We start from the raw sequence: 23,780 nt of genomic DNA, 5'->3' as shown, positions 1-23,780 counted from the left end.
GCATATATTATGAAAATGAAAATTACTCTCCACGGTGTAGCTTACGAAGTAGAAGTTGAGCTTTTAGATGAAGTAGAAGGTTATGGCACATTAAGCGGTCTTCCACCTGTTCCAAGATTTGTTCAGTCACATCCTATGCCAACAAACCAAAGCAACGATGGAATATTACCACCACCAAGCAGAGCAGCAGCAGGTGCAGCAGCAGCCGCAGCAGCAAATGCAGGTGGCAAAACTATTATATCACCAGTTGGCGGCACAATAGTTGAAGTAAAAGCAAAAGCTGGCGATGCAGTTAAAAGTGGTCAAGAATTATTAATATTAGAAGCTATGAAAATGCAGACATCAATTAACTCACCAGTTGATGGCACTATAAAATCTATTAATGTTTCAGCAGGTGATACTGTTCGTGAAAGCCAAGTGCTTGTAGAGTTTCAATAGACCATTTAGATTGCGGAGGCAAAAGAATGGATATTTTAATGAATTTTATTGATACAGGTGCCTTAGGTGGTATGCTTACATATAAGCATGTGATTATGCTTATTGTAGGTGGTATTTTCCTGTATCTTGCAATAGCAAAACAATACGAACCACTGCTTCTTGTGCCTATTGGTTTTGGTATTATTGTTGGCAATATTCCAGCAGACCCTGTGCTGGAAATGGGTTTGTATGACCATAATAGTGTATTAGGCTTTTTGTATAAAGGTGTAGAGCTTGGTATTTATCCACCGCTTATATTTTTAGGTGTTGGAGCTATGACAGATTTTTCTGCTATGCTTTCACAGCCTAGACTTATGCTTTTAGGTGCAGCTGCTCAGATAGGTGTGTTTATAACATTTTTAGGCAGTTTATTTTTAGGCTTTACATTAAAAGAAGCGGCAGCAATAGGTATTATTGGTGGTGCAGATGGACCTACTGCAATATTTGTGGCAAGTAAACTTGCAAAAGATTATCTGCCTGTTATTACTCTGGCAGGGTATTCTTATATGGCACTTGTTCCAGTGCTGCAGCCGCCTGTAATCAGGCTTTTAACAACTAAAAAAGAGCGTATGATAAAAATGCCGCCGTCTAAACCAGTATCAAAAAGAATGAGAGTATTATTTCCAATATTCACATTTATTATTGTTTCTATGATAGACCCCGGTGCATTAATATTAATCGGTATGCTATGCCTTGGTAATTTATTAAGAGAATCTGGAGTAACAGAGCGTCTTGCTAAAACAGCAAGAACAGTTGTAATAGACACTGTTGTTATTATTTTAGGCTTAACAGTAGGTGCATCTACTCAGGCAGATAAATTTTTAACACCAGAATCACTTAAAATCTTTGGTTTAGGTGCAATCGCTTTCTGTATAGCAACAGGTTCAGGGGTTTTATTTGCAAAAATTATGAATTTATTTACTAAAAATAAAATCAACCCAATTATTGGGGCAGCAGGTGTTTCTGCCGTTCCACTTGCTGCCAGAGTATGTCAGGTAGAGGGTGCAAAAGCAGACCCATCTAACTTTTTAATTATGCATGCTATGGCACCAAATGTTGCGGGTGTAATTGGCTCTGCTGTTGCAGCAGGTGTATTTATTTCAAAATATGCAGCAGGTTAGAATTTAAATTAATAGTTAATAATAAATCAAAAGGGTTAGGTCAAAAACTAACCCTTTTTTACTATATTTTACCTGATAAAATCTTATATATTCAAATTATATCAAGCAAAAATTAATAATGATACAGCAAAATAAGATAAATTTTATCTTATTTATCAATACATAATGCAATATTAACAAATATATCAAAAATGTTAAATTTGTATAAATTATGTATTTTTAGATATTGACTAAGTGAAATATTTTTTATAGTTTTAGCTTATAAACTAATTTGGAGGCAAAGAATATGGGAAAAGAAACTAATGTTTTAAAATCATTAGAAGAAAGCTCAGTATCAAGGCGTTCCTTTTTAAAAGGCACAGCAGCACTTGGTGCAATGGCTGCCATGTATGGCTGCTCTAAAGATGGCAGTTCAGATATTATATACGGGGGGGGGCTGGCGGCTCAACTGGTGAGCAGGAAAACATTGTAAATGATATTAACAGTGGTGTTGCTTCAGTATGGGCAGGAACTGCTGGACATAACTGTGGCGGAAGATGTGTAACTCGGGCAGTTAAGAAAAATGGTAAAATAGTTCGTATACTCACTGACGAACGCGCTTATGATAAAAGTTTTGAAAATGAAGTGAGTAATCCTCAAAGCCGTGCATGTTCTAGATGTAGAAGCTATGCAGGTCGTCTTTATTCTCCCAGCAGAATGAAATATCCATTAAAACAAACTAAAAAACGCGGTGATTTAACAGGTTTTGTTCGCATCACATGGGAACAGGCTATGAAAGAAATTGCTCAAAGATATAATGCAATTTTGCAAAAATATGGTTCTGAAGCAATATATAATCATATGTCAAGTGGTCAGCAGGGTCCATATCAGCGTGGTGGTGGTAATGGTGCATCATCTGTATTTGCAGCGGTTATTGGACCATTAAGTGGTGGTTATCTGCACCAGGGTTATAACTATAGTGCACATTCTGCTTCATATTTTGGCACAACATATACAGGTGCATACGGTAAAAGTAACACTACCCAGTTAATGCAAAGAAACACAGGAAGCTTGTTTTTATGGGGTTCTCATCAGCTTACTTCTTCTAATCCTTATGCTTATTCTGCAATAATCAGTGCTCAAACTATCAGAGACAAAGGTGGCAGAGTATGGCATATGAGTCCAACTCTTGAAGATACAGGTATTACTCTTGCAACAGACTGGGTTCAGCTTAATCCGTTGACAGATGTTGCACTTATTTCAGCCATTATCTATGAAATGCTTGTAAATACATTTAATCCTGATGGTTCTATAAAAGAAGATGCTTACTTAGATGTAGATTATCTTGATACTATGGTTTATGGCTTTTTTGCTTCTCCAGAATATTATATAGACAGCACAACAGGAAATATCAGCCTTACATCACAAAATGGATATACAAAAGTTAATGCAGTTCCTGCTGGATATTCTTATGCTGATTATATATTAGGTAATGAAGATAATCGTTTAGCAGAAGCAAAATATGGCACAGCAATAAATGGTAAAGTAAACTATAACTCTTTAGAATTTTCAAAATCATCTCAGAAAGTAAGAGGTGGAAGATGCAAACTTGGAAAGGATAATACTGTTGGTGCAAATGCAGCATATTATTATAAAAAAGATTTAAGAAAAGCAAAATCTCCAGAATGGGCAGAAGGTATATGTGGTGTTCCAGCTGCTACAATTAAGGAAATGGCTAAAAATATATGTGATACAGTAAAAGCAGGGAAAGGTGTTCTTCATCATTGCAGTAATGGATGGCAAAGAAATGCAGAAGGTGTAAACTATTTATTTGCATTACAAAACCTTTCAATTATTTCAAAAGGCTGGGGTGTAGACGGTGCAGGCTATTATCAGGCTGCTGCATATAATGCTCAATATGATACAGAAATTCCTAAACTTGTATACAAAACAGCAAACAGTGATAAAGCAAACTATGCAAATACTGTTCCAAAACTTCCATCATGCTCAATGTGGCATGCTGGTGTAAAATTTGCATTTGCTGATGAATTAAAAAGAAATGGATATACTGGCAGATATATTCCTGATATGGATATGAATAAATTTACAGCTGGTTATTCTTATGCAGATGATGCAAATATCAAATCATTTGTAAAACATAAATTAAGTTCCACATTTAAAAACAGCTCTATATTAGACTATATTAATCAAAATCATAATTCTGCAGAACGCTATGAAGTAGGTCCTGATGGATATTATGCAGTAGAAATGAATGGCAATAAACCTGTATATTCAGGTATTAGGTTTGTATACACTGCAGCAGGTAATGCAATTATTAATCAGCATATGAATTCAAATGATACAGCAGAAATGCTTGAATGTCTGCCATTTTATCCAGAAGACCCATCAAATGCAGACGGTTTTTGCTATATAGCTCTTGATACTAACTTTTCACCAACTATGCGCTGGGCAGACTATGCACTTCCTGGCACAGCTAACTGGGAAATGACTGATATTATCAATGGTGCTGGTGCTTCTCAACAAATATATATGCCTAAAGTAATAGATGGACCAGGTGAATCTAAATCTACTTTTGAAATGAATAAATTATTAGCAAAATATTTAGTAGAAATAGATGGTGGATATTATGCAGGATTAAACAGCGAGTTTGCTTCAAGAAATGATACTCCAAATTCATTAATTGAACAGGCATTTAATAATAATGATGAAGCAAAAGGACGGTGGGGAACTTTTGAAAATTATCAAAAAGATGGCTATATTCTTGGTAAGCCAGTTGCTTTAAATGATGCTAAGTCTTTATCTGAAAATGCAATACTTACTGCATTTAATGACTATAAAGCAACAGATATGACTATTCCATTTATTCAAGCAAGTAGTGGAGCAGGTGTTATTAATACATTTGATGGTCAGTCTTGTAGAACAGGGACAGGCAACGACTATAAGCATTATATAGTAGATACTAATGATCCTAAAATGTCATATCGTTTTCATGTATTATCTGATGTTATGGTATGGGAATATGAGCATAGAAATGAAAAATTTCATGGTTATCTTCCTATTGAAGAAAGGGGAAATAAAAATACTGATAATCAGGGCGACCCACTTGTTTATAATATTCCCGTATTTTTTGATTATAGAGATTATTTTAAACAAGCTTATGGAAAAGATTTATTTAAAGATAATAACAACAAACCATTCTTTAACCTTGGCACTCATATACGATATCGTTCCCACTCTACATTTAATGAAAGTCCGCTTGTAAGAGAACTTGGGAAATATGCTATAGGTGGAAAAGCTTCAACAGATACTGATATATTTGCAGATGTGCTTCCAGATTTTGCAGATATAAACCCTCCATATAATACTAAACTTACATTAAAAAGGCTTACTCCTGTTGGTCAAGCAGGATGTGGATATGAAGCTTTATGGATGAATCCGTCTGATGCGTATGAAAAAGGCATTAAAGATGGCGACCTTGTGAAAGTATATAATCCTATTGGCTCTGTCCATGCTGTTGCTAAATTATCTAATAGAATGAGTAAAGGTGTAACATTACTTCCACAGGGTGGCTGGTATGACCCAGATGCAAATGGCATAGATGATGGCGGCTGTTCAAATACACTTTGTGCATCAACCCCAACACGCTGTGACCATGGCAATGCTCAAATGTCAATAGTAGTATTTGTAGAGAAAGCTTAGGAGGATAATCATGCAATACGGATTTGTATTTGACCAATCAAGATGTATGGGCTGCAATGCCTGCACTGTATCATGTAAAGACTGGAATCAGGTAAAATCAGGTTTAGTTAGATGGAGAAAACATGTGGGACATGAAAAAACTAATGAAGGATATGATGTTACCACACGGACTTCAATATTGCAAAATGTTGAAAATTTAGTTATGAGCTGTAACCACTGTGATAGACCAGCATGTGTAAAAGCATGCTCCAGCAATGCAATTTCAAAAGATGCTAACACAGGCATAGTATCTATAGATAGAGAAAAATGTATAGGAGTATTAGCTTGTATTACTGCCTGCCCATTTGGCGCGATTGGTATAGCAGATGACTATCAGGAACCTGAAAAACAAGGTGGATGGCAGATTTCTCACCCAGCACAAAAATGTAATATGTGTATAGACAGAGTAAATGATGGGCAGGAGCCTGTATGTGTTGCAAGTTGTGTAGGCAGAGCAATCCACTGGGGACCAATTGATGAGTTAAAAAGGGATTACCCAGCAGCAGTTACTATAAATAAAAACAAATTTCCTTATGCTTACCAAAATGATAATGAGGATACAGGACCATCTTTCTTAATTATACCAAGAAATCCATTAAATATTATATTTAAAACACACTAAGCAATATACATCCAGATATGTAAAAGTATCTGGATGTTAAGGAAATGGAGAATGTTAGAAAATTATTTAAATGATTTATACAAAATATTTAAAGGCAGTGAAGTTGTATACCAATTTATTTCTCGCTCATATTTTGAGCCTGTAAGTGATACATATTTCCAAATGCTTAATGATTTAAAAGAGTGCTTGATAATGCTGAAAAGTGACAGTAATACACTTTTAAACAATGGTATAGAAGGTATATCTAATGTTATAAGTGAAAGAAACTGTATAGAATATAATAAACTGGCAGCCTATGATACAGAGATACTAATGGAATATACTTCTCTTTTTTGTTTAGGGTCTGTGGCAATACCAATGTCAGAATCTGTGTATACATCTCAAAATAATCTTGAAATGCAGGAAGCAAGAGATGATATGCTTAAACTTTTCAGCATAGAAAAAATAAACCCAAGAAAACTTTATAATGAGCCTGAAGACCATATTGGTTTTGAAACATATCTTATGGCTCTTTATAATAATATAGGTGCAGAATTAGTTGAGCAAAAAGATTATTTATCACTTGAAATATTAGTAGACAAACAACTTTATGTCCATAATAAGCATTTTTCTAAATGGATAAAAAAATTCACTGCTAATATTCATAATTCTCCAATCAAGAAAATTTATTATAACAAATTAGCAGAATTTACAGAAGGTTATATTAATGAAAATTATATTTTTCTTCAAGATATTAAAAATATTCTTGCAGAAACAAAAAATTAGGATAACTACATGAGAAAAAGTTTAATAAATATTATATTAGTTGTTTTTCTGTTTTTAGCAGTTCCAGCATATTCCTATGTTGGCGATTCTTATGTAACCCCAGACAGCTGGAGCAGACATGTGAATGCCAACGGTATCAAAGCAAGCCTTAACGGTCTCAGCTTTGGAGATACAGGCATATTAAAAATAGGGTTAACAACAAGAGCTGCATTTAAATTTGGAGAAGATGAAGACTGGTCAATTTATCAGTATGCCCGTCTGAGATTAAGTGAAACGAAACTAGGTCAAGGCACAGTGAATGTAAACTTAAATATTCGTGGAGCTTATGACAGTCTTCCAGATATTGGTGGCAGCACAATGGATGGCCAGTCATCAAGCTATTCAGGAAATTCATATAACCAGTTTTATGACGGCTTATATACTTCCCGCAAATATGATGAATACACCCGCTTAAACGGTAAATATGATGGTAATTTTAGAATATATCAGGCTAATGTAGAGTTTAAAGGAGTAGTGCCGTATACAGATATAACAGCAGGCAGAATATATTTAAACAATCTAGATATGTATAAAATAGACGGCGGCAGTTTTCATTTTGATACCTGTGACTATTTTAAGCTTGACATATACGGCGGTCTGCCTGTCAGCTATTACAGCAATTTAAAAACATCTTTAATAGGAGCAGCGATAGAAGTTCCAGTAACGATAAGCGGCACAAAAATCAGAGCCGAGTATAATTACTTCATACATGAAGATGGCGGAGACTTTAACACCCATACTGCCAGAGGCAGAATAGACCAGAGCTTATCCTTTCCCGATATAATATCATCCAATATCTATCTGGAAGGAGCCATAATAGGTAAAGCTATGCTTTATGAAGCAGGTCTGGATGCGAATATAGATATAAGCCGCACAGGCATATCAGCCTACATAGCAGGTCAGTATGATAAGAATAAAGGCGATATAAACCCGTATATATCCATGTATGAAAATATGCTGGGCGGCAGCAGTGAATATGTAATGGGCGGAGTAATGGTTACACAGGGAATAACTGACTATTTAGTATTAGGAATAGGCTGGGAAACACGATTTAATTTCAGTGAAAGCTATGGCGACAGAGACTACCAGAGAGTATTCGGTAATATAGACCTTGTGGGTTTACTCCATAAAAACAATTATTTAAGTTTAATAGTAGACTGGTATGATGTAGCAGCATATAAGAGACAGGACAGCAATTCTAAAGTAATGGGAGGTTTTCGTATAACTCAGGTATTTACAGATAGACTAGAAGCATGGGCAGGAGTAAATGTTCAGAACTATCAGTATAGAAACAGCCCGATAAAATCCTACCCGCAGTATGGAGAAGATATGGTTAGTTTACAAGACAGAAATGAAAATACCACAATGGCATACATTGGAGCGATGTATCGCCCAATAGACTGGTGTGTGTTACAGGTTGATTATAGTTATGAATATGCAGACCTTTTTAAAAGTGCCGACTTACAGCCAGATATTCATACATTAAGTATCTGGGCAAACTTTATCTGGTAGGTGCAGGATATGAAAAAGAATTTATTACTAATCATCTTATTATTTCTTCTTACAGCAGGTGTAACATCAGCAGTAGATTCCACTAAGCCTTCTACCCATAACAGCAGCTGGGAGCAGAAGCATGGTCAGGCAGCCAAAACTAATATGAGCGAATGCATAATGTGCCATGAAGAACGAGTAGAATGTATATCCTGTCATGAAGATACTGCTCCAAGAAACCATACAGTAACCTTTGTGAATAAAACACATGGGTTAGAATCCAGATGGAACAGAACAACATGTCAGACATGTCATAAAGAAGATTTCTGTGACAGCTGTCATGAGACATCCTATCCAATGAGCCATGCCCGAGCAGGATTTGTATCAGGAGCAGGCTCCCACTGTGGCACAAGCTGTGTAGTTCCCGTAGGCAGCTGGAATAACACCCCATCTAAAAACTGTCTTGTATGTCACAAAACAAGACCTGTAACAAAATCAGGTGCTCTGCATACTGTGAAGTAACTGCATTGATATTTATAAAATATCCTGCATTAATATATTGTCCGCTCTGTATTGCAGAGCGGAGTTTTTATATACTTATTCAAAAAAAACAAGCTGTATATAAATTTATATGAAAGAAATAATAATATATTTTTATGATATATCACACTGATAGATTTTTCGCCTTATAAAATCAGGCTCAAAATGCCATAATAAATTTATATTAAAAATACTGTCCAACTGCGGACTTTTAATTCCACCGCTGCTTGCTCGGAAAGTCCTTGTATCGCAAAATACGCTCCCCTTGAATTTTTTAAATCACACTTGTTCGCAAATGCTCCCATTACTTATGCTATGCAATGGGATTTCCTGTCCCTGCATTGTCTTACTTAGCCTTATTAAAGGCGGAGTATCTAAAAAGCTATATAGTTTTAAATATATTATACAATACTTTAATAATATATAATTTAAATTTTTTATATTAAAAATCAGGTTTAAAGTGAATATAGTAGAAATTTTTGGACAAATCTATAAAATATGGACTAAATGGTTTGAGCCATGTATAATACAAAACTCAAACCATATAATATTAAAATCTATCCAGAAATCTGGTTTGTCTCATAAATAATAAGTGCAGTTTTGATTTGCAGCTGCTTTGATTAATATTTTTTTATTAACCAAAGAACTTTGTGAAAACCTTCTAATTCGCTCATAGAAGTAACTCTTAAATGTTCTTTATTGTTTTCCATATTAATAAGAACAACGAAATCTTTATCTCTGTAAAAGCGGTAAAATTTCATATTTCTGCCATTTTCAAATATCATATCACCATCATTAAGTGGAGTAGCAGAGCATTTTACGCATATAAAGTAATCATTATCCCCTGCAATAAAAGCAGGAACTTCGCTGTTTACTTCAAACACAGTAACATTTTCTTCTGGATTTTTTGTGCCTAAAAGGAAAAGACCACTAACAGGAATAGTGTTTGTGGTAATACCTTTCTTTTTGCCATTAACAGGTGAGATGGCAACTTTAACAATGCTTTCTCTTTCGCTGCCATGAACATAACCATCTTCAGCTATTTCAAAAATATCATCTTTGCGTTTCTTTTTAAAGTTTTTGTTAGAAAAATAGTTTAAATCAACGCCAAGGAAGTATGCCATTTCAGAAAGCATTTGGAAATCTGGTTCTCTTTTATCACTTAAATAGTTAGACAAACGAGATGCAGAGATACCTAAATGTCTTGCAAGGTCAATTTGCCTTTTGCCAGTCTGTTTTAGCAGCACTTTGAGCTTTTTCCCTATCATAATAAATTCTCCTTATCACAACTCATTATGAAGCTTTTAATATATATCATAATAATTGCTCCTTATGTCAATTTATATTTATGATTTATACATTAAATTAATGAATATTTAACATTTTTTCACAAAATAATAAGTGTAATCTTAATGTATAGTCATATAGTAGGATTTAACACATTTTTTTTGTTATTACAAGTATTTTTTAATTATTATTTGTATTTTATAACAAAATATACACAATATATCATTTTTACAAATTTTATTGTATATGCTATAATGTAATTAAATCAAGCAGACTTTTAACATGTGCTGACAGTTTTTTATAATTTTTAGTTTTTTCTTCTAGAATATTAAGCAGCCTTTTATTTGTGTCATCATCATACAGAGCAATACCTTTATCATCCATAAATTTTACAGCTTCGCTGATATCTTTTGTAGATTGAATTATGTTAAATCTGTCTATTAATAATGTAAATTCTTTATTATCTGCCAGTAAGCTGCAGTAATCATATATAGGCACCTGTCTGCAAGCTGTTTTGTGTATTTCTTCTTTCACCTGCTCATATATACCAAGTGATGTATAGGCATCTACTGCATCAAAATAAGCGTTTTTATCGCCAAGTGCAAATCTTGCTTTTGCAATTTTAGCAAATTTTGTCTCATTTTGTAATAAAGAGTATACAATTTGTAACTGTTGATAAAAGGAAAGTTTAAATTGTTTAGGTAATTTTTTATTCTTCACAACAAATTCAAGAATTTTTTCTGCACATTTTATATCATCTATAAGCATACATGTGTTTGCAATATTGCCTATGCAGTGGTAATCTTTAACATTTTTGCATACATATTCTACTGTTTCATCAGAGCCTTTGTCTGCATATATAATGCCTGCATTAATGTAATTAAGTATAGATTTTGATGTAGAATGTGCAGTATGTTTTTGCAGCTCTGCTGCAGCCTGAGTGATAACAGCTGCACTTTCTTCATTTGTTAAATAAGATGCAAAATAAAGCATATCAAAGCATATACCAACATTTTTATTATATGCAAACTTATTTATATACTGTAATATTTCATTTATAAAAAAGTTATTTGTTTCTTTATCATTATGCTGATGTGCCTTTGCTGTGATAACATGCAGTAAAGTAAGATGGTTATCAATAATATAATCCTTAAATTCTAAAGTAAAAGGAATATGTATATTTCTAATTCTCATTTCTTCAGCTGTTTCAAATAAAAGCAGAGTGATTATAAAAGCATTTTTTAATTCGTTATCATGTATGTGGTTTTCTATTATATTTGTTAATATAGCAGCAAAATCTAATAAATCAGCAAACTGTTCATTTTCATTATCACATTTACTTTCAAGTTCATTAAGGATTTCTATAAGTCTGGCTTTAAAAAGAAGTCCTTCATCTTCAGCTGTCATTTTAACAACCTGACTATATATTTTGTAGGAAAAATTGATATGTTCTTTTGCTTCATCTAAAAGAACATCACCTAAAACTGACTTATCAGCTTTTTCAATTGACTGCTGTAATCTGTCAATAATATCCATTGATGTTTTAGCAAAAGGATTGTCTATATCGTGATTTGGTCTAAGAGAAAAATCAAAATTAGTCATATTTTTGCTTTTCATAAACTGTTCAATAATATCATTCAGCATAACAAACTCCTTACCTTATTTAGTTATTGAATTATAATCCTATTAACAAAAAAAATAAACTTAAAATTTAAAAAAATATGATTTTTTTTAATATGTTGATATATAAAGTAAATTAATGCTTAAAAATAAAAAACTTGAATAATTAGAATATTTTTAGTAAAATATTAAAAATTTTTTGAGAGTAAAGTATTGGTAAAGTTTGTTAATGTTGGTGTTTCCTTTGTTGGTGAATATCAGGCTTTAAATAATGTTAATGTGGAAATAAAGCGTGGTGAGTTTGTATATATAATAGGCAGGTCAGGGGCAGGCAAGTCTACATTTTTAAGACTTATATATGCCGATTTACTTCCAAGCCGTGGAGTTGTCTCTATTGAAAGCAGAGATATTAATTTAATGAGCAGAATAGAAGTGCCCTTTTTACGCCGTCAGATAGGTGTAGTATTTCAGGACTATAAACTTTTAGAAAATGTATCAGTCTTTGATAATGTAAAACTAGGGCTTGATATATTTTATATGAAACGCAGTGCAGCAAGAGAGCGTATATGGCCTTTGCTTAAAAGAATGGGAATATTTGAAAAGCGTGATGATATAGTTAAAAACTTATCAGGTGGAGAAAAGCAGCGTGTAGCTGTTGCAAGAGCATTAATTAATGACCCTAAAATTATTTTAGCAGATGAGCCGACTGGTAATTTAGACCAGGAAAATGCTGAAAATATTATGGCAGTATTAAGAGAATGTATAGACACTGGTGCTACAGTAATTATGGCTACCCACGATAAATTTTTACGGGAAAAATATCCAGCCCGAGAAATAGAGCTTGAAAAAGGTAAAGTTATGAGAGATGAGGTGAGAAATGAGCTCTAAGCTTACCTATCTTTTTATGCGTGGTGTGATTAGGTTTTTTGTTATATTACGCAGTAATTTTCTTTCTTTTTTAACTCTTACTACTGTTATTTTTATGTATCATGTTTTCTGGGTGGCAGGCTCAGGCACAGCAGGTTTTTTAAACCATTTATCACAGGCTAATACAATAAGGGTATATCTTGCAAATAATAATGATATTATAGCGGAACAAATATTGTCATCTATAAAAGTGCTTGATAATGTTACAAGTGCAAAATATTACAGTCAGAAAGATGCAAAGGCTTTTGCAGTTGCAAATGCACCAAAAGCTGCTACTCTTGAAAGTTTTGCAGAAGAGTTTTTCCCGTCGTTTATAGAGATTTATCCAAGTGATACATTAGAAGAAACTCTTGATAAAATAGTTACAGAAGCAGGACATATTAAAGGAGTAGATGAAGTAAGCTATGGCAAAGAATATATGATAAAATTTAAAGCAATAGGCAGAGGAGCATGGCTTTTTATTACAGCAATGAGTGTGCTTTTTGCTTTGTCAGCTGTTTTTGTAGTGTATAATACTATTAAACTCTCATTATACAAATATAAGGAAGAAATTAAGCTTTATTCTCTTGTGGGAGCAACCAGACCTTTTATATCAGTGCCTTATTTATTTGGGTCATTTTTTTTATCATTATTTGCATACTTATGCAGCCTGATTATTTTTGCAGCAGTTTTCATTCCTTTTAACAGTCGCATATTAATTCAGGCAGGTATTAACATATATGATGTGCCAGATATAAAATATTTTATATTATCATGTATAATTGTATGTATAATAGGTGTGATTTCTGCAAGAGCAAGTGTTATATCATTTTTAAAACAGGTATCATCTATCAATGAAGATTAAGTTTATACTAACTGGTTTATTACTTTTATTTTATACTGTTTGTGTATATGCTCAGACTGCATCATTAGAAGAAATAAATAGAAATATTCGCAGTGAAGAAGCGGAGCTTAAAAAACTGCAGTCAGAAAAAATGAGTATTACAAAGCAGATAAGTGTATTATCATCTAAAATATCCAACTATCATATTCTTATTTCTGAGCTTAATAAGGAAAAGAAAAGGTGTGAAAGCAATATAAACAGTATACGCAGCAGTATAATAAAAGTTTCAAAAGAAATAGATGAAAATAAAAAGGATATTGCAAAAAGCAATATGTATGTGATAGATAATATGGGTTATTCAGATATTAAGATTATCACCACATCAGAAAAGCCGCAAGATACTGTTAAAATTCTTGAAATATTAGGAAAAGCAGGTGTTAATTTAAGGCTGAAAATAGATAAGCTTAATGAAGATGTAAAAACCCTTAAAAACCTTAAAGTAGAAGAAGAAGCCAGAGTTTTAGAGCTTGCATCATTAGAAGAAAGCAGGAATAGTGCTGTTAAAGAATTGCAGTCAGAAAAAAAACGCTATAATTCTATGATGACTATGATTAAGCATGATGAAGCAGGCAGGAAAGAATATATTGAGCTTTTAAAATTTCAAAGAAAAGAGCTTGATGACCAGATACAATTACAGGCAGAAAAAGATACAAATGCAGAATCTATTTATCAGCAGAAAAATAGTGCAAATAATAATCAGGGCAGGATAAAAACCTTTGGTGAAGATAAGCCTGTTATGACAGCTATGGCAGATGATTCACCATTTGGCAGGCTTGTAAAAAAACTTCCTACTCCTGTAAATGGAAAAATAATAGAGCAGTATGGCGAGCATATAGTGGCAGATGCTGGCATTAAGATAATGCATAAAGGTATAAAAATATCTCCAGCAGGCACAACTCAGGTAAAAGCTGTAGCAGACGGCATGGTAGTTTTTGCAGATAATGTAAAGAATTTTAATAATCTTGTAATTATTGATCATGGCTCATCATACTATACTGTTTATGGAAATATGGATACTCTGCTTGTAGAAACAGGTAAAAAAATTCGTCAAAGTGATATATTAGGCGATATTATAGTAGACCCTGCAGTAGATAATCCGTATCTTTATTTTGAGCTTCGGAAAAAAGAGCAGGCATTAAATCCTAATTTATGGTTTAAAAAAGGTTGATATATCTTGAAAATAGTTTATATAATATAAAGTTAAATTTTTAAATTGGAGTTATATATGAAAATTATCCAAAAAGTTTTATTTATAGTAGTTCCTATAGTATTTATTTCTTATGCTTTATTGCAGTTAAGTGGCAGCGGCACAAAAAGTGAAGCATACGCTGCAAATAGTAACAATGATGGTATAAATAATTTATTTGTTCAGTTATCTCAAAAAGGTAAATATAATCCAGATGACCAGTATAAAGCTCTTGAAACATTTATGGGAGTTCTTGATTTAGTTGATAAAAATTATGTAGAAACAATAGATAAAAAAGAAGCAATTTATGGTGCAATAAAGGGTATGCTTGAAGAGCTAGATCCACATTCATCTTTTATGACACCAGAAGAGTTTAACAGTTTTCAGCAAAGCACAAGCGGTTCTTTTGGCGGGCTAGGCATAACTATCACTATGAAAAATGATTTATTAACAGTAATGAGTGCAATAGAAGATACACCGGCATGGCAGGCAGGCATTAAAGGCGGCGATGTTATAGCATTAATCAATGGTGAGCCTACTGCAAATATGACTTTGGATGAAGCTGTTAAAAAAATGCGTGGTAAATCAGGCTCTAAAATCAAGCTCACTATTACAAGAAAAGGGGAAAGCAAGCCTATTGATTTAACTCTTACAAGAGCAATAATTAAAATAAAATCTGTTAAATATGAAATGATAGATAAAGAACTTGGCTATATAAGACTTACACAGTTTCAGGAAAATTCATACAGAGAAATGGCAGATGCAGTCAAAGCCTTAACTAATTCTGGTGCAAAAGGTTTAGTGCTTGATTTAAGAAATAATGGCGGCGGTCTTTTAAACGAAGCTATTTCTATTGCAAGTATCTTTTTACCTGTAAACCAGACAGTAGTTTTCACAAGAGAAAGAGATAAACAGGAAAAACATTATAAAACGGAATCAGTTAATTTTTCTAACAGAACTATACCTATGGTTATAATAGTTAATGAATGGTCAGCTTCAGCTAGTGAGATTATTGCTGGTTCTATGCAGGACTATAAAAGGGCAGTAATTGTTGGAAAATCAACTTTTGGAAAAGGCAGTGTTCAATCTATTGTTCCGCTTCCTGACGGCTCTGCTGTCCGCCTTACTACATCAAGATATTATACCCCTGCCGCACGCTCTATTCAGGGTGTAGGCATTAAGCCTGATGTGGAAGTAGAGCCTGGCATAATTGAATATACTTCTGATTATTATGTTATAAAAGAAAAAGATTTATCAGGCCACTTAAAAGGCGAAAATGAAAAAGATAATAGTGCAGCTGTTGATGATTCAGTAAAAAGAGCATCACAAGTGCTGCCGTTAAATGATGATTTACAATACATTTCAGCAGTTCAAGTATTAAAAGGTATGTTAGTATATGGCAGCACGACAAACAAATAAGCGACCTGCGGGTAGAAAAACTACTACCCGTAAAAAAACATCTAAATCTAAATCAGCAGGTGGCGGTATCTTTTTAGGCATTGGTCTTATTGCTGTGCTTATTGCTTTAATATCTTTCAGCATTATGAGTATTACAGGCTCTAAGGAAAAAGAAGAGCCTAAAACTGTAACAGTTATCCCTGCACAGAAAAAAGCAGAAGCAGCGAAAAAAGAGCAGAAAGAACAAAAAGAGCAAAAGCAGCAGGCTGCAAAAACTGTCCCTGTGCCTAAAAAAGAGCCAGTAAAAAAAGAAGAGCCTAAAAAGGAAAAAGAGCAGGAAACAGTTAGTAATGAAAATATAACAGATTTAATTCGCCTTGTGCTTTATGACCATGAAATAAGCCGCTCGTCCGTTAAAGAGCGTAAGTCAAAAACAAGCAGTGGCAGGGATATAACTTATTTTGATATTACATGTGATGAAAATATGCAGCGTGGCATAAATTCTGCCATAAGTTCTATACTTAGAAAACATGGCTATAAAGTAGAATCTGCACAAAATAAAATAGTAGGTATAAGTAAAAAAGATGAGTTTAATATTGTATTAAAAGCACCTAAAAAAGAAGTGGTAAAAAAAGAAGAGCCTCAGAAAGAAGTTGTAAAGAAGCAGGAAAAGAAAGAGCCTGTAAAAGAGAAACCACAGGTGGCAGAAGCTGTGAAATATCCTCCGCTTCCGCCATATTCTAAAAAACAGGTTAAGTTTGCAATACTTCTTGATGATGGTGGAAATAGTGCAGAGCTTGCAAAAGAATATGCAGAGATAAAATATCCTGTTGCAGTTGCTGTGCTTCCTCATTTAGAGCATAGCAGCTTTACAGCACAGATTGCAAAAAAAGCTGGAAAAACAGTGTTTCTGCATTTTCCAATGGCACCAAAAAGCTATCCAAATACTGACCCGGGCAGGGGTGCAGTTCTTCCAAATATGCCGGAGCTTTTAATTGCTGGTGTTGTAAAAGAAAATTTTGAAAGTTTAGGTGTTAGTGTGGACGGATTTAATAATCATATGGGCTCAGCTATTACAGAAGATGCACATAAAATGGCACAAGTATTAAGTGCATCTAAAACTTACACAAACAGGTTTGTAGACAGCCGCACAACAGCACAGACAAAAGCCTATGAAGAGTGCAGGAAAGCAGGCTATAAATGTGGTGAAAACAGAATGTTTTTAGATAATGATAATAGTGTGGAAGCAATACTTGCAAAAATCTATGAAGCTGCAGAAAAGGCAAGAGATGACGGCAGTATTATAGCTATCGGACATATTCGCCCAAACACATTAGCAGCATTAAAAATAGCTCTGCCACAGCTTGAAAAATTAAACTATCATTTAGTTGATATTAAAACTCTTATAAATTAAAGGTTATTATGATTGTTTTAGGAATAGAATCATCATGTGATGAAACATCTGTTGCAGTATATTCTTCTGAGAAAGGAACATTATGCAGTAGAACATTTTCTCAGGCAGATATTCATGCTTCATTTGGTGGAGTTATTCCTGAAGTAGCTTCCCGCAACCATATACAAAAAATTGAGCCTTTATACCATGCCTGTATGAAAGATGCTGCTCTTACAGGTATGGATTTAGATATTATAGGTGTAACAAATGCACCGGGGCTTATAGGTGCATTATTCGTAGGTGTTTCTTTTGCCAAAGGGTTAGGCTATGCACTCCATAAACCAGTTGTGCCAGTTCACCATTTAGCAGCACATATCCTTGCAGCAGAGCTTTCATATCCAGACTTAAAGCCGCCATATACTGCATTAATTGTTTCAGGCGGTCATACTCATATTTTTGATATAGATGAAGCATTGAATTTTACACTGATAGGCAGAACCATAGATGATGCAGCAGGTGAAGTCTTTGATAAAACTGCAAAGGTTATGGGTGGACCATATCCCGGTGGTATATTTATTCAAAATCTGGCTGAAAAAGGGAACAGGCATGCAGTTAAGTTTCCACAGGCTTTCAAAGGGGAAATAAAGTTTAGTTTCAGCGGCTTAAAAACTGCTGTTATGAATACTATACAAAAAGAGCAGTTCTGCCTTGAAGATATTGCTGCATCTTTTCAGTGGACTGTTGCATCAACATTAGCAGATAAAACATTTCAGGCAGCATCACTTTTTAAAAGAGATAAGATAGTTGTTGGCGGTGGTGTTGCAGCAAATCAGGAAATAAGGCGTGTATTTAATGAAAGGGCAGAAAGTTATGAAAATATAAATGTATATTTTCCAGAGCCTGCAAGGTGCACAGATAACGGAGAAATGATAGCCTATGCAGCATATAGATTTTATAGATTTAGAAACTTTTTAAATTATAAAGGCAGTGCATATGATACAAAACATAGTATTGGTTTATTATAATGTCTGATTTTTTTAAAGATAATTTATTAAAAAATGACCTAGTCGCAGCACCACTGGCAGGTTATTCACATTTACCTTATAGAAGAATACTCCGTAAATTTTTTAATGGCATAATATATTCAGAAATGATTTCTGTAGAAGGGCTTGCAAGAAGAAATAAAGAAACTATGGAATATCTTGACAGGCTTGAAAGTGATACTCCATTAGTGTTTCAAATATTTGGAGGCAAACCAGAAAACTATGCAGAAGCAGTGCGTGTGGCAGAAAATGAATGTCAGGTAGATGCTTTTGATGTAAATATGGGCTGTCCTGTAAAAAAAGTAATAAAAGCAGGCGGTGGCTGTTCTCTGCTTGGCGATTTAGGCAGAATAAAAGCTGTTGTTTCAAATATCCGCCATGCAACAGAAAAACCATTTTCTATTAAAATACGCATAGGGCTTGATGAGAAAAATCTTGTATATAAAGAGATTTTAAAAATAGCAGAAAACGAAGGTGTAAATGCATTAGTTGTCCATGGCAGAACAAAACGAGATATGTTTGGCGGCACTGTCCGCATTGATATACTGCAGGAAATAGCAGATATGGCAAATATTACTGTTATTGGTAATGGTGGTGTAGCAGGATATAATACTTATAGGGAAATGAAAGCAACAGGCGTTGCAGGTATTATGATTGGAAGAAGCATGATGAAAGCACCATGGGTATTTAAAGCCATAGAAGATAAGTGCAGTGATGATGATTTATATAATTATTTAAGTCCTGCTGAAATTGGCAGCCTTTTAATAGAGCTTTGGAGCTATATGCTTGAGCATACAAAAGGCAGGGGTATGAAAGAAACTCACTATATGCATATATTGAAAAAGTTTGCTGTATGGTTTTGCAAGGGGTTTGAAATGGCAGCAGATTTTAGAACTAATATATATAAAACTAACAGCATAGATGAAGTGCTTTCATTAATAAGACAGTTTTATAGATGTTAATATGGCATGATAGAATATATAGCTGCTGTGTATAATTAATCTTCATAATGTTCTAAATAAATCATGGTTTATAGAATATATCAGCATTAATAGTGGAAAATATCAGCTTATGACTTTGTTGTTTTGGACTTATCCAAAAGTTTGTCACATAAGTCATTTTGAGCCTGATTTTATAGGCGAAAAATCTAAATTATATATATTACAGCAGTGCATAATATATTAAAAGTATCTTATCTTTTAGATACTTCGCTTATAAAGCAAGCTCAGTAAGACAATGCAGGGACAGGAAGTCCCGTCTTTAGTGAGTGATAGCCAAACTTGTTTTGGCAGAGTGTGATTTAAAAAATTCATGGATGAATTTTTTAATATAAATTTATTAAGATACTTCGCTTATAAAGCAGGCTCAGTAAGACAATGCAGGGACAGGAAGTCCCGTCTTTAGTGAGTGATAGCCAAACTTGTTTTGGCAGAGCGTGATTTAAAAAATTCATGGATGAATTTTTTAATATAAATTTATTAAGATACTTCGCTTATAAAGCAGGCTCATTATGACACAATAATAACAATGCTATTTATACTAATAGACTATATTGTTGGATAAATCTATATATATGCTGTTATGGCAATCTACATATTGTCATTCTGAGCATAGCGGAGAATCTATATAATATAAGTTTCAATAATTATCCATATTGTTTTAAGATTGTTTTGTAGTTTTATATTTTAGATTATTCGCTTTAAAGGTTTATAATAGACATTGGGGATAGGGAAATCGGAATAGACACATAAGGGTAGGAAATTGGAAAAACAGCACAGGAAGTATGCAGGCTGTAAAATATATAAAAATAAAGCCCCGCATAATGCGGGGCGGGAAAGTTGATTAATTTTAATTAATAATTTGGTGCATCCTTACCTAAATCTGTAGGATTAATTCCTGTAACTTTATTAAATGGTGCGACAGAAATATCACTATATCCCATTTTCTCTGGTTGAGAACTTTCCTTACTCATAATAACATAAGTAATAGGGTTAACTGTTTTATTTCCAGCTATTGGAATACTAATTTCTTTTCCAATTAAATGAGAATATAAAATAATTTCTTTTGATAAATTATTTTTATATTGTCTAACATCAAATGTAGAAGTTGCCCAAGTACCATTTGCAGTCAAATGTCTGCCAGTAATTCCTTGAACAGTGTTTTTACTGTTATTAGAATCACCACGATTTGTAGTTCTATATACAGAATATTGATATTGGTCATCAGGTGAATTCTTTGCCATAGATTCTGCAGTCATTAATATTTTTGTATGTATAACTGCTGAACCATCATCTTGGATTGTAATTGTAGCCTTACCTACAAATTTATCTTTATTAACAATAATATTTTTTACAAAACCACCACCTTCACACTTAGTAGAATTAAATAATTCCTTATATAACTCACAGTCAGTTGTAACAGGCACTTCTGTTTGTTCTCCCATAAAACTACCTGCTTTACCTGGATTAGTTCCAAAGAATGTTATATTATAAGTTCCTTGAGCTGATGCAATAAAAGAATCATTGCTAGAAAAATCAACTAAGCCTAATACATCTAATTCATAACTTGCAGATAAATTTTTCCCGTTTGATGTAGCAGTAGCTGTGATAGTTACAACACCATTTTTTAAAGCTTTTACACTGCCATTATTATCAACACTAGCAATATTAGCATCACTACTTGTGTATTGTAAACTAGATATTTGATTTTTAATTGTATCATAGTTATCAATAGCAATAGTTTGAGTTTCATTTTGTGTTAATTGATATGAAGATTTGATAAAGCTTATATTTTCTATACTATCAGTAAGTGTTATTTGAAACTGTGCAGTCTTACCATTTTTAATAGTCAATGTAACTGTGTCATCTACCATTACCTTTGATAAAACAAGCTCTCCTTCGCCATTTACACAAGTAATGGTGCCACTTCCATTTGAATTTGTAGCCCAATCAACTTCTGTATCAGAAGTATTTGATGGAGTAATAGAAAAATCAATAGTGATATTAGAGCCTCTGAAATATGAGTGGGATGCAGTATCTATAACGATATTTTCTACAGGAATGGTTACAGGGGCATCAGGACCAGCTGGTTCTACATCTAAACCGCCATCAACTTCTATATCATTTGTTTTTCTTAATTCTAATTTTAGATATTGACCATCTTGAACAATTGAGTTATCTAATATTGGTTTGTATTGTGGGTTTTTAGCAGGGTCTAATGTGAAATAAAGACCATATTCACTGCCTTCAATTAATTCTGCACCTAAATTATCAAATGTATCAGCTATAAATTTATTTAAATCACCACCTGCACTTTCTAAACCTGATAAATCAATAACATATTTATCAAACAAGATTTGTGTGCCTTCAAAATCAAGGGACATTAAAACTTCTGGTGCTTCCATACCACCTGCTGCTTTATTTAAATTCAAACCAACACGAAGTTCGCTTTTCATAGCTGGAGTATTAACTGGCTCTCCATTAATGCCGTATAAAATAACATCATAAACACCTAAAAGACTGAATGGGTTTCCTGCTAAATCAATAGGTGTTACTTTTTCTTCTTCTCCATCTGGGTTATATATCCCCCCCCAGAACTAGAAGAATCATTGCTGCAGCCCGTTGATAAAAGAGCAGCAAAAACAGTTAAAAAAAGAATGAATAAAAACGGTTTTACTTTCAACATATTCTTTTCCTCCTAAATAAATAAAATAAATGTATAAATACATAAAACACATGAAACAATAATATAATATTTTTTAAAAAAATCAATATAAAATTATTAATAAAATCATATTTTTAAGTGATTTGTTTGTAAAACAGGGGCAAAACTGCCCCTGTTTTATCATTTTAATGGATTTTGTTTTACATTTGTCACTATTTCTTCAATAGATTTTTTCACCTGTATATTTTTATCTTTTTTAAGTTCTGTTATTATGTCTTTATCTGATGTTTCATATATGCCATTTTTGAAAACGGCTGTTCCTTTTAAATGGATTACTTTTAAATCTGTAAAACATGAATAAAATCTCATATATGCACCTTAAAAGTTTAGCGTTAGTATGCCATGACATTCTTCATTTGATACTTCTAAACCACAGTCTGTTAAAAATGTATCTGCCACACCGTCATAGCCGTCACTTTGGATATTAGTATCCATTTTTGTTTCTTCTATAAAGTGTAAAAGCAGCTCATCTAAATCAATAATAACAGCAGTATTTGGATAAACTGATGATAATACTGGGTCATACATTATATTCAGCTCACCATATTCAGTATCTATTTTATCTAATGATATGCCAAACTCTTTTAATAAAGAGCCTGAGCCGCCTGCAAAGGTTTTAATTGCATTATCATTAAGCTTTGCATTAAAGCCTGAGCCTGTAAGCATTACTTTATCTCCTGCTGAACCTTTATCTGCCATAGCACCTAATATTTCATTAATAGTGCCTATTTTAAATTTATCAGAGTTTGTAATACTCATAACATTAGTTTTAATATAATGGAAAAGTCCTCCAGTAACATATAAAGGCTCGCTGCCTGATAAATCTCTCTTTGGCTCTCCAAACATTAATGACTGCTCTATATCGTTTTGATGAAGCCTTAATATTTTATTTCGTTCTGCCTTTCTTCTGCTTTCTGCTGTTGTGCCGTCATCTCCATATTCTCCCTGACGGAGTTTGTTACGGGTGATTTTTAGAGTTCTTCTAAAAGTCTGGCAGTAATTAAAGTTATCTTTTTTAAGCAGAACTGTGCCTTTTGGTGCTGTGCTGCCCTCTGGATATGCAACAGATATATTTACAAGAGTCGCATTATTATTATCTGCATCTGATAAGATTTCTTTTGCATTTGTTACACCATAACCCCTTATAACTGTTAACGATTTACCATTTACAGCAGTTACTCTCATCTGTTCATGGGTTTTAATGTCTTTAATGATAGAGCCCTCTGTTAAAAATGTAACAGTATCTTCATCTGTTACAACAGTTAAATTTGTTTCTGACGAGCCAGCTGGGTTTACTTTAAATGTCGGCTTATTAAGCCTTGTTTCAAGCCATTCAAACTTTTGGTTTGTTTCGCTTATTACTCTGCCGCGAGCCTGCAGCATCATAAATAATGGGGATAATTTTGCATTTTGAAATATTTTATCCCTTAATCCCACACTTCTTTTAACTAATTCTGCTTGTGTGTTTGTTGTATATGTATCATAAATTACACTCATTTTTTATTCTCCTTACATTAAATATATTTT

At 33.4% G+C, this 23,780-nt stretch carries 21 protein-coding genes; 15 read left to right on the top strand and 6 right to left on the bottom strand.

What is annotated here, in order from left to right:
• Positions 1-9: 9 nt before the first annotated feature.
• The 8 genes from N508_RS05020 (at position 10) to N508_RS04985 (ending at position 8,775) form a co-directional block, all read left to right on the top strand.
• On the top strand, positions 10-438 hold the full coding sequence (locus N508_RS05020) for an acyl-CoA carboxylase biotin carboxyl carrier protein subunit (protein WP_023275310.1): 429 nt from the start codon (positions 10-12) through the stop codon (positions 436-438).
• Between the two features lie 26 nt (positions 439-464).
• On the top strand, positions 465-1,598 hold the full coding sequence (locus N508_RS05015) for a sodium ion-translocating decarboxylase subunit beta (protein WP_023275309.1): 1,134 nt from the start codon (positions 465-467) through the stop codon (positions 1,596-1,598).
• 286 nt (positions 1,599-1,884) lie between these two features.
• Positions 1,885-2,070, top strand: a complete 186-nt coding sequence (locus N508_RS05010) for a twin-arginine translocation signal domain-containing protein (RefSeq protein ID WP_023275308.1) — start codon at positions 1,885-1,887, stop codon at positions 2,068-2,070.
• 152 nt (positions 2,071-2,222) lie between these two features.
• Positions 2,223-5,297 (top strand): molybdopterin-dependent oxidoreductase, encoded by a 3,075-nt coding sequence (locus N508_RS05005; protein ID WP_023275307.1) that lies wholly within the window; start codon positions 2,223-2,225, stop codon positions 5,295-5,297.
• A gap of 10 nt (positions 5,298-5,307) precedes the next feature.
• Positions 5,308-5,958, top strand: coding sequence for a 4Fe-4S dicluster domain-containing protein (locus N508_RS05000; protein ID WP_023275306.1), 651 nt, complete (start codon positions 5,308-5,310; stop codon positions 5,956-5,958).
• A 51-nt stretch (positions 5,959-6,009) separates the two neighbouring features.
• Positions 6,010-6,723: a TorD/DmsD family molecular chaperone gene (locus N508_RS04995; protein ID WP_023275305.1), complete on the top strand. Its 714-nt coding sequence runs from the start codon at positions 6,010-6,012 to the stop codon at positions 6,721-6,723.
• Positions 6,724-6,732: 9 nt separating this feature from the next.
• Positions 6,733-8,274, top strand: coding sequence for a hypothetical protein (locus tag N508_RS04990; protein ID WP_251930671.1), 1,542 nt, complete (start codon positions 6,733-6,735; stop codon positions 8,272-8,274).
• Positions 8,275-8,283: 9 nt separating this feature from the next.
• Complete coding sequence (locus tag N508_RS04985) at positions 8,284-8,775, top strand: hypothetical protein (RefSeq protein WP_023275303.1); 492 nt, start codon at positions 8,284-8,286, stop codon at positions 8,773-8,775.
• 638 nt (positions 8,776-9,413) lie between these two features.
• On the opposite strand, the gene N508_RS04980 is transcribed toward N508_RS04985, so the two are convergent.
• Together N508_RS04980 and N508_RS04975 are read right to left on the bottom strand one after the other, a co-directional pair.
• Positions 9,414-10,061: a helix-turn-helix domain-containing protein gene (locus N508_RS04980; protein ID WP_023275302.1), complete on the bottom strand. Its 648-nt coding sequence runs from the start codon at positions 10,059-10,061 to the stop codon at positions 9,414-9,416.
• A gap of 268 nt (positions 10,062-10,329) precedes the next feature.
• Positions 10,330-11,724, bottom strand: coding sequence for a hypothetical protein (locus N508_RS04975; RefSeq protein ID WP_023275301.1), 1,395 nt, complete (start codon positions 11,722-11,724; stop codon positions 10,330-10,332).
• Between the two features lie 189 nt (positions 11,725-11,913).
• Here N508_RS04975 and N508_RS04970 point away from each other — a divergent pair, with 189 nt between their 5' ends.
• The 7 genes from N508_RS04970 to N508_RS04940 are packed head-to-tail and all read left to right on the top strand — an operon-like array spanning position 11,914 to position 19,492.
• Complete coding sequence (locus tag N508_RS04970) at positions 11,914-12,588, top strand: cell division ATP-binding protein FtsE (protein ID WP_023275300.1); 675 nt, start codon at positions 11,914-11,916, stop codon at positions 12,586-12,588.
• A complete protein-coding gene (locus N508_RS04965; protein WP_023275299.1) occupies positions 12,578-13,471 on the top strand; it encodes a cell division protein FtsX in 894 nt (297 codons plus the stop codon). The genes N508_RS04970 and N508_RS04965 overlap by 11 nt, the downstream gene beginning before the upstream one ends.
• Positions 13,461-14,678, top strand: a complete 1,218-nt coding sequence (locus N508_RS04960) for a murein hydrolase activator EnvC family protein (RefSeq protein WP_023275298.1) — start codon at positions 13,461-13,463, stop codon at positions 14,676-14,678. The genes N508_RS04965 and N508_RS04960 overlap by 11 nt, the downstream gene beginning before the upstream one ends.
• A 57-nt stretch (positions 14,679-14,735) precedes the next feature.
• Positions 14,736-16,115 carry a S41 family peptidase gene (locus N508_RS04955; RefSeq protein ID WP_023275297.1) on the top strand — a complete coding sequence of 460 codons (1,380 nt, stop codon included), beginning with the start codon at positions 14,736-14,738 and terminating at the stop codon, positions 16,113-16,115.
• A complete protein-coding gene (locus N508_RS04950) occupies positions 16,093-17,508 on the top strand; it encodes a divergent polysaccharide deacetylase family protein (protein ID WP_023275296.1) in 1,416 nt (471 codons plus the stop codon). The genes N508_RS04955 and N508_RS04950 overlap by 23 nt, the downstream gene beginning before the upstream one ends.
• 8 nt (positions 17,509-17,516) lie before the next feature.
• Positions 17,517-18,512, top strand: coding sequence for a tRNA (adenosine(37)-N6)-threonylcarbamoyltransferase complex transferase subunit TsaD (tsaD, locus tag N508_RS04945; protein WP_023275295.1), 996 nt, complete (start codon positions 17,517-17,519; stop codon positions 18,510-18,512).
• Positions 18,512-19,492, top strand: a complete 981-nt coding sequence (locus N508_RS04940) for a tRNA dihydrouridine synthase (RefSeq protein ID WP_023275294.1) — start codon at positions 18,512-18,514, stop codon at positions 19,490-19,492. Before tsaD ends, N508_RS04940 begins: the two co-directional genes overlap by 1 nt.
• Before the next feature lie 890 nt (positions 19,493-20,382).
• Here the strand turns inward: N508_RS04940 and N508_RS04935 are convergent.
• From N508_RS04935 to N508_RS04925, 4 genes are all read right to left on the bottom strand, one after another.
• Positions 20,383-21,984, bottom strand: a complete 1,602-nt coding sequence (locus N508_RS04935) for an Ig-like domain-containing protein (protein ID WP_251930669.1) — start codon at positions 21,982-21,984, stop codon at positions 20,383-20,385.
• A gap of 95 nt (positions 21,985-22,079) precedes the next feature.
• Positions 22,080-22,214: a hypothetical protein gene (locus tag N508_RS10925; protein ID WP_286011352.1), complete on the bottom strand. Its 135-nt coding sequence runs from the start codon at positions 22,212-22,214 to the stop codon at positions 22,080-22,082.
• A gap of 159 nt (positions 22,215-22,373) precedes the next feature.
• On the bottom strand, positions 22,374-22,562 hold the full coding sequence (locus N508_RS04930; protein ID WP_023275292.1) for a hypothetical protein: 189 nt from the start codon (positions 22,560-22,562) through the stop codon (positions 22,374-22,376).
• Positions 22,563-22,571: 9 nt separating this feature from the next.
• Entirely contained in the window at positions 22,572-23,750 is a 1,179-nt protein-coding gene (locus N508_RS04925) for an SU10 major capsid protein (RefSeq protein ID WP_023275291.1), read from the bottom strand.
• Positions 23,751-23,780: the final 30 nt, after the last annotated feature.

It is taken from the genome of Mucispirillum schaedleri ASF457, assembly GCF_000487995.2.
Classification (GTDB): domain Bacteria; phylum Chrysiogenota; class Deferribacteres; order Deferribacterales; family Mucispirillaceae; genus Mucispirillum; species Mucispirillum schaedleri.
Note: the sequence above shows the minus strand (reverse complement) of the source record. Positions and strands in the feature narration are given on the sequence as shown.